At 61.8% G+C, this 6,246-nt stretch carries 6 protein-coding genes and 2 pseudogenes; 6 read left to right on the forward strand and 2 right to left on the reverse strand.

What is annotated here, in order from left to right; genetic code table 11:
• Positions 1–41 precede the first annotated feature (41 nt).
• From RFM68_RS33200 to RFM68_RS33220, 5 genes are all read left to right on the forward strand, one after another.
• Positions 42–488 carry a DUF1403 family protein gene (locus RFM68_RS33200; protein ID WP_320237157.1) on the forward strand — a complete coding sequence of 149 codons (447 nt, stop codon included), beginning with the start codon at positions 42–44 and terminating at the stop codon, positions 486–488.
• Positions 370–774 carry a DUF1403 family protein gene (locus tag RFM68_RS33205; protein ID WP_320237158.1) on the forward strand — a complete coding sequence of 135 codons (405 nt, stop codon included), beginning with the start codon at positions 370–372 and terminating at the stop codon, positions 772–774. Before RFM68_RS33200 ends, RFM68_RS33205 begins: the two co-directional genes overlap by 119 nt.
• 2 nt (positions 775–776) lie before the next feature.
• The gene (gene scpB, locus RFM68_RS33210) at positions 777–1,472 is read left to right on the forward strand and encodes an SMC-Scp complex subunit ScpB (RefSeq protein WP_320237152.1); all 696 of its coding nucleotides are present in this window, start codon (positions 777–779) and stop codon (positions 1,470–1,472) included.
• A gap of 141 nt (positions 1,473–1,613) precedes the next feature.
• A complete protein-coding gene (locus RFM68_RS33215; protein WP_320237153.1) occupies positions 1,614–2,873 on the forward strand; it encodes a hypothetical protein in 1,260 nt (419 codons plus the stop codon).
• Positions 2,870–4,072 (forward strand): hypothetical protein, encoded by a 1,203-nt coding sequence (locus tag RFM68_RS33220; protein WP_320237154.1) that lies wholly within the window; start codon positions 2,870–2,872, stop codon positions 4,070–4,072. The genes RFM68_RS33215 and RFM68_RS33220 overlap by 4 nt, the downstream gene beginning before the upstream one ends.
• Before the next feature lie 127 nt (positions 4,073–4,199).
• On the opposite strand, the pseudogene RFM68_RS33225 reads toward RFM68_RS33220, so the two are convergent.
• A pseudogene (locus tag RFM68_RS33225) lies at positions 4,200–4,972 on the reverse strand (IS5 family transposase).
• A 46-nt stretch (positions 4,973–5,018) separates the two neighbouring features.
• A pseudogene (locus tag RFM68_RS33230) lies at positions 5,019–5,535 on the reverse strand (IS110 family transposase); the annotation flags it as partial.
• A 224-nt stretch (positions 5,536–5,759) separates the two neighbouring features.
• On the opposite strand from RFM68_RS33230, the gene RFM68_RS33235 reads away from it, so the two are divergent.
• The coding region (locus RFM68_RS33235) for an IS110 family transposase (RefSeq protein WP_320237155.1) at positions 5,760–6,246 on the forward strand (487 nt) is incomplete at its 3' end.

Below are 6,246 nucleotides of genomic sequence, written 5' to 3' on the forward strand. Positions count from 1 at the left end.
CCTGGCGCCAGCGGCTGGCGCTCAGATGCCCCGCCGCCAGCATGCGGCTCGCCGGCCGCGCCGAGGACGAAGCCGGCTTGCGCGATGCCTGGCAGCTTTGCCCGGCCGGCGCCGATCCCGGGCCCGCCGGCGCCATTTTTGGCGCCTGGCGCCAGCTGGCGCTGCAGCCGCCGGCGGTCAGCGCCGATCGGCTGGCAAAAGGGGCCGAGGTGCTCGGGCTTGCCTGGGACGACGAGACTCTCGCCGACCTCTGCACGCACATCGGATATCTCGCGGCGGCGCCGCGGCCGGCGCCATTTGTCGCCGCCGCGATCACCGCGCACGTCGCATGCGCCCCGATGCCGAGCTGGCTGGTGGCTCGCCGATTTGGTGCTGGCGCAGGGCCTGCGCTGGCCGCGGCCGCGGCCGCTCCTGATGGCGCAGGCTTTTGGCCCGGCCTTCCGCTCAGAAGCCGACAAGCGTATTCGACCCGGCGAAAGAGGTTTTGACCGAGCGGTCTGCCTTGCGCTGGTGCAAGCGGCGGCCGAGGCCTGCCGGCTGGCCACCGAACTGTCACGCCGCGCCGAAAAACTCCTGGCGGTGGCGCCAAAGCTGCGCGCGAAAGGCGCCGGCGACGTGATTTTTTTGTTGCTCAATGAAGATGCCGTCCCTGGCACGCTGACGACGAAAAACCTGTCGCGTTTTGCGGCGCGGCGGCTGTTCGAACGGCTGCAGCAGCTCGAGGCCGTGCGCGAGCTGTCGGGCCGCACCAGCTTCCGGCTATTTGGGCTGTAGCGATGAGCCAAGCCTCCGTTCGCCGCAAGCCAAACGAGCAGCCAGCGCTGCTGGACAACGAGCTCGACCACTTGCCGCCAGAACTGCGCTGGCGCGAGTGGATGGGCCGCGTCGAAGCGGTGATCTTTGCGGCAAGCGAGCCTGTGCCGCGCGAGGTGCTGGCGCGGGTGGTGGGAAAAAACTGCAATCTCGACCTGGTCATCGACGACATCCGCGCCGAGCTCGGTGGCCGCCCCTACGAACTGGTCGCGGTCGCCGGCGGCTGGCAGCATCGGACCAAAAAGGTCTTTGGCGACGCCATCCACGCCGCCTTCGGCACGCCGGCGGGTGAGGGGGCAAAAGAACTGACGCAGTCGGAAGCGCTCGTGCTGATGTGCATCGCCTATTTCCAGCCGATCACTCGCGGCGAGCTGTCTTCCTTCTTCGGCAAGGAGGTGTCGCGCGATCTGATCGGCGTGCTGCGCGCGCAGGACCTGATCGCCTCGGGGCCGCGCAGCCCACAGCCGGGCGCGCCCTACACCTATGTGACGACGAAAAATTTCCTGTCGCAGTTCGGGCTCGACACGCTGCGTCAGCTGCCGGATTTCGAGGCGCTCGAGGACGCCGGGCTGCTGTCGAAGGAGAAGTTGCTGGCTGGCGATTTTCCGGCTGGGCTGGCAGACGAGCCGAGCACGAACATAGTTGCCGACGATCCGTAGGGAATGCCTCCAGCTGGGACGAAGGGGGTAGCACCCTGCGGAGCAGAACAAGTCACACCCGGTCGGCTGCCGCACGTTTGAATGCCTGTGCAGGGAGTGAACGCCGTGCTAGTGCGGTCTTGGGACGACAGGGGACTTTACATGGACAAGCAGACAAAGGGTGCATGGGTCATCCATCACGGCAGGAAGATTTCGGGCGACCAGCGCGGCGCTTCCGAATACAGCGCGATAGACCTTGCCGCTAAGGCGGCTTCGCTGCTCGTCAGGCTTGCGGAGAGCAAGCAAGCGGACCTGAGCAAGAGCCAAGTGGTAGCTGCTGCAAGGATCGGCGGCCTCAATCCTAAGACAGAGCTCCAGGCATGTCTCACCCAGCTTCAGGATCGGCGGGTCATCGACGTAGCCGCCGACGGTTCTGTTTCGGTCATTGGCGTGACCGGTCGCACTGCGCTTAGTCACGCCTCGGACCTTTTCGACGAGAATGAACCCCAGCCCTTCGAGCTGGCCTCGATAGGCCTGGCGGAGCTGGCGTCGTCCGCGCCCGTCGGCGTGAAGGCCGCGACCGAGTACATCAGCGACACATATAAGCTCACCAAGTATGACACCTCCGATTTCCTCGGCCAGGCTTACGGCATTGGGTTCGTTGACGCTGAGGGAGAAGGCGATGACCGACTTCTGTTCAACGGCAACCTTTTCCGCCGGAACACAGCCGAAAAAACCAAAAAGGTCCTTGACTCGCTGACCCCGGCCGAACAGGCGAGCCTCCAGCAGTTCGAGCAGCTGCTCAAGGTGAAGGGGGCGATTGTTGCCACCCACGCGAAGAAGATGCTTGGCGCTCCGCTGCTCTCTAAGCTGCAGGCCGCTGCTGTCTTCGACATCAATGTCGTTTCCAATGAGGCTGGCGAACACGCGTTCATGACGTCGCCGGGCGCGTTCCACAAATTCACCAGTCCGTTGATCGACGACGCGTTTGATCATGCTAAGGCGCTGGTTTCCGCTCTCAGCTACGGCATGTCGCAGAGCACGCCAGTGCGCGGCCGGATTTGGGGCGTTGAATTGATCCTTGCCAAGCTCCTCCGAGGAGAGGCGGTCGGCCCTGCCCCTGCCATCGGGAGCGACTATAGGGCGCTGGAATTCGAGCGCGTTGTCAAGTTAACGCATACCGGAAACGGCTATTTCACGATGCGCCTGCTTAAGATGGAGGTCGGTCAGATTGCTTTGCAGGTCCTGAAGGGTGGTGATGCCGCCGCAGCGGCGCTGGAAGTGCTTCCGAGCGCTGGCATGAGCGGCTACACTCCTCCCGAAGCCGCTCGGACGGATTTCCGGACAAAGAAACAGGGTCCTCAAAGCAAGTCGCAGATGCGGACGCTGTTGAGCGCCGTACGCGGTGGAGGCAGCCTATGATGGCCAAGGCAAGCGGTGCAAAGGGTCTGAAGACCGAAGAGCTGGTCAGGGCCTATTTCCTCCGTGCAGGGTTCTTCGTCATGCGCGGAATCAAACTGCGGCATGATGGCGTTGAGCTGACAGACATCGATATGTGGGTATACGAGCGATCAGCAACGCTGGCCCGACGGCGCACCATTATCGACATCAAGGACAAAAGGACTCCGCAAGCAGCGGAACGGCTTTTCTTCGTCAGGGGCGTGGCAAGCGTCGTCTCAGTCGAAGGCGCGGGCGTGGCCACGACCGACAACCGCCCGATGCTCCGGGAACTGGCTCGGAAGCACGGAGTCCTGTGGATCGACGGGGCAGACCTCCAGCGCCTCAAGGACAGCGACGCCCTTTCGGGACTGAACCGCCTGACAGAAGAAGAGTTCAATGGCGAGATCGCTGGCATCGATAACGCCAGAAACGGTCGCGTCTTCAGGGATAAGATTGACGAGATCAAATCCGCTGTCGCCGACAGGTTCGGGCCCTCATGCGCCAATACCGCGCTCGACGGCTTTCAACTGTTCGCCCGCGAGGCCGTGAACGCACATCCCGCTTCCGCCGCCGCTCGGGGAGCTGGCCGCCTCACCTATCTCGCCGCCGCCATCGCTGCCGCCGCCTTCGATTTTTCATCTGCGGACACCGCCCTCAGACCCTCGGCCGAACGAGTTCGACACATGACAGACGCCATCCGTTTTGGGGCGAACACCGAGGGTGCGCTCTCCAACCTGAGGTGGACCGAGGCTGCGATCAGGGAGTACTTGCCGAACGGCGCAGGGCTGGCTCAGGTAGTCCGTGAGAAATTCATGAAGGAGCTGAATGCCGTTCCTGCCGAAGGACTGGCGGAAATCGTCATCAGGCTGAGCAATACGGAGAAGCTGTTCAGCATCGCCAAGTCCCTCGAGAAGGCCGCATACGCGTTCCATCTGGTTTCCTTCGATCACCTCGATGCGGACACAAAGGGGTTTCTTGGCGCGTTACTCGACTTTGCCGACATAAGCCGATCTAAATTCGCCGAAGGTTGGACAGGTCGTCCCCAAGCTGACACCGGCGTTTCCGGCAGGTCCTTGGAAGTTAGGAACGACGACCCAATGGTGCCGGATAAGGGCGAGGAAGGCTCTGACAAGAGGAAAGTCGCTCCGGCTCAGGGAAAGAATCAGCGCCGTCTTCTGTGACGACCTGTCGCCTCGATAGTGCGGCCGCTGACCGCCAAATGTGTATTCAGTACTCTTCGGCTGAGATCCATTCCGGCTTTACGAGTTGTAGCTAGGGCTGGCGCTAGACTCTAGGCAGTGTTTACATTCAAAGGCACCATCTAAGTGCTGCGACGAGATTTAGGAAGCCCGCGTAGTTTCTGCCGAGCTTGTCGTATCGAGTTGCTATACGCCTGAAGTGTTTGATCTTGTTGAAGAACCGTTCGATCAGGTTGCGCTCCTTGTATAGCGCGGCATCAAAGGTTCGCCATGTGGCGGTGGTCTTGCGACGCGGCACGACCGGCTTGGCATCAGCCGCGGCTATGGCGTCCATGGCGCGTTGCCCGTCATAGCCTTTGTCGGCCAGGACATGGCCCGTCTTCAACCCTTCGAGCAGCCCCGCGATCTGGGTGATGTCATTGCGCTCGCCGCCGGTCAGGATGAAGCGGATCGGGTTGCCCAAAGCATCGGTTGCAGCGTGAACTTTGGTGCTCAGCCCTCCTTTGGAGCGTCCCAGCGCGTGAGCTTCAAACCGACTTTCGGATCGATCGCTTTTTTTGGGGCACCGGCACTGTGCTGGTGTGCACGCACGATGGTGCTGTCGACGAGGACGTATTCAAAGTCGGCATCATCGTTCAAAGCCCTGAAAAGCCTTTCCCAAACGCCGCTTCGACACCACCGGTTGAAGCGTTGGTAGACGGTATGCCAGCGGCCAAATTCCTTGGGCAAGACCCGCCAGTGCGCTCCCGAGCGGGCCAGCCACAGGATCGCTTCCACAAACAGCCGATTGTCGCGCCCAGTCCGTCCGGGGTCCGTCGCCTTGCCAGGCAAATGCGGCGCTATCCGTTCCCAAACCGCGTCATTCAGTTCCTGTCGGTCCATCCATGCTGACCTCCATCCAGCCAGCAGCTTGAATCAGACTTTCTCGATAGCGCATCGTCCAGCTCTTCTTGCGCGGATAACTACGGCCATGCTTTGAGCATGAACGCGCTCGCCTGCTGGCGGTGGACGCGCAGCGTCTCAACTGCCGCAGCTCGGGCTCGGACGAGATCCCGTATGGATTCGTGCCCTTCATCGGGAACCCACACCGCGGTCAGTTCACCGGCGCGCAATAGCCGGGCAAGGGAAATGGCGTCTCGGCGGTTCGCCTTCACCCGATCGCCAGGCTTCCTCGGTATCAATGATGGCGCAACCACGATGCACTCGTGCCCGAGCGACCGGATCAGGCGATAAAGGCCATACCCGGTCGGCCCAGCCTCATAGCAGAAATGCACGTGATCAAAGCGGCTGGCGATCCGGCCTATGACCCGCCGCATGCTGGTGGCCGACGCGTCGACCTCACCGAAGAAGCGAACCTCTCTCTCGCGGCCCGCCTCCGCAGTCGCAATAGCGTTCTTCAGCTTCGCAACATCGATTCCGACAAATGCTTCTCTATAATCCGCCACGGCTCGTCCTCCTGTGGTGAGGATCGGCTCGGCCCGCCCGAGCAACCCTCGGACGCGCAGTGTAGGACGAGCCACCTCACCGGCAGAGGCGGACATACATGGTGTAATCGCGGGCACGAGGCTGCTCTGGATCCGACGATGATCTTGGAAGGTGGTTGCTCCCCGATATGATGAGATACGGGCTATCGACTGGACGCCGGGCCCAGCATCAATGGAGAACAGCCATGACAGAGTATATCGGTCTCGACGTATCAATTAAAGAGACGGCAATTTCGATCCGTCGTGCAGGTAAGCGGATTTGGCGCGGGAAGTGCGCCTCTGATCCCGCTACCATAGCCGAACTTATCCGCAGGCGAGCGCCAAACGTGGAACGCGTGGTGTTCGAAACAGGCCCCCTGTCGGTTTGGTTCTATCATGCGCTGCGCGCCGAAGGAGTGCCGGCTATGTGCATCGATGCCCGTCATGCCAAAGCGGCCCTCGATATGGCCGCCAACAAAACCGATGCCAATGATGCCGATGGGCTTGCGCACCTGGCGGAGGTTGGTTTCTTCTGCGAAGTCCGGGTAAAGGGTTTTGACAGCATGCTTTCTCGGACATTGGTCGCGGCTCGAACGAAACTCATGCGGACGACACTGGACGTGGCGAACCAGATCCGGGGATTGATGAAGACGTTCGGCCTTATCGTTCCGTGCGGTACGGGCGGCAAATTCG

This window comes from Mesorhizobium montanum, assembly GCF_033977145.1.
Classification (GTDB): domain Bacteria; phylum Pseudomonadota; class Alphaproteobacteria; order Rhizobiales; family Rhizobiaceae; genus Mesorhizobium; species Mesorhizobium montanum.

Coding starts and splice junctions, on each gene's coding strand:
- RFM68_RS33200 (WP_320237157.1), top strand. CDS start 42: ATGCGGCTCGCCGGCCGCGCCGAGGACGAAGCCGGCTTGCGCGATGCC.
- scpB (WP_320237152.1), top strand. CDS start 777: ATGAGCCAAGCCTCCGTTCGCCGCAAGCCAAACGAGCAGCCAGCGCTG.
- RFM68_RS33215 (WP_320237153.1), top strand. CDS start 1,614: ATGGACAAGCAGACAAAGGGTGCATGGGTCATCCATCACGGCAGGAAG.
- RFM68_RS33220 (WP_320237154.1), top strand. CDS start 2,870: ATGATGGCCAAGGCAAGCGGTGCAAAGGGTCTGAAGACCGAAGAGCTG.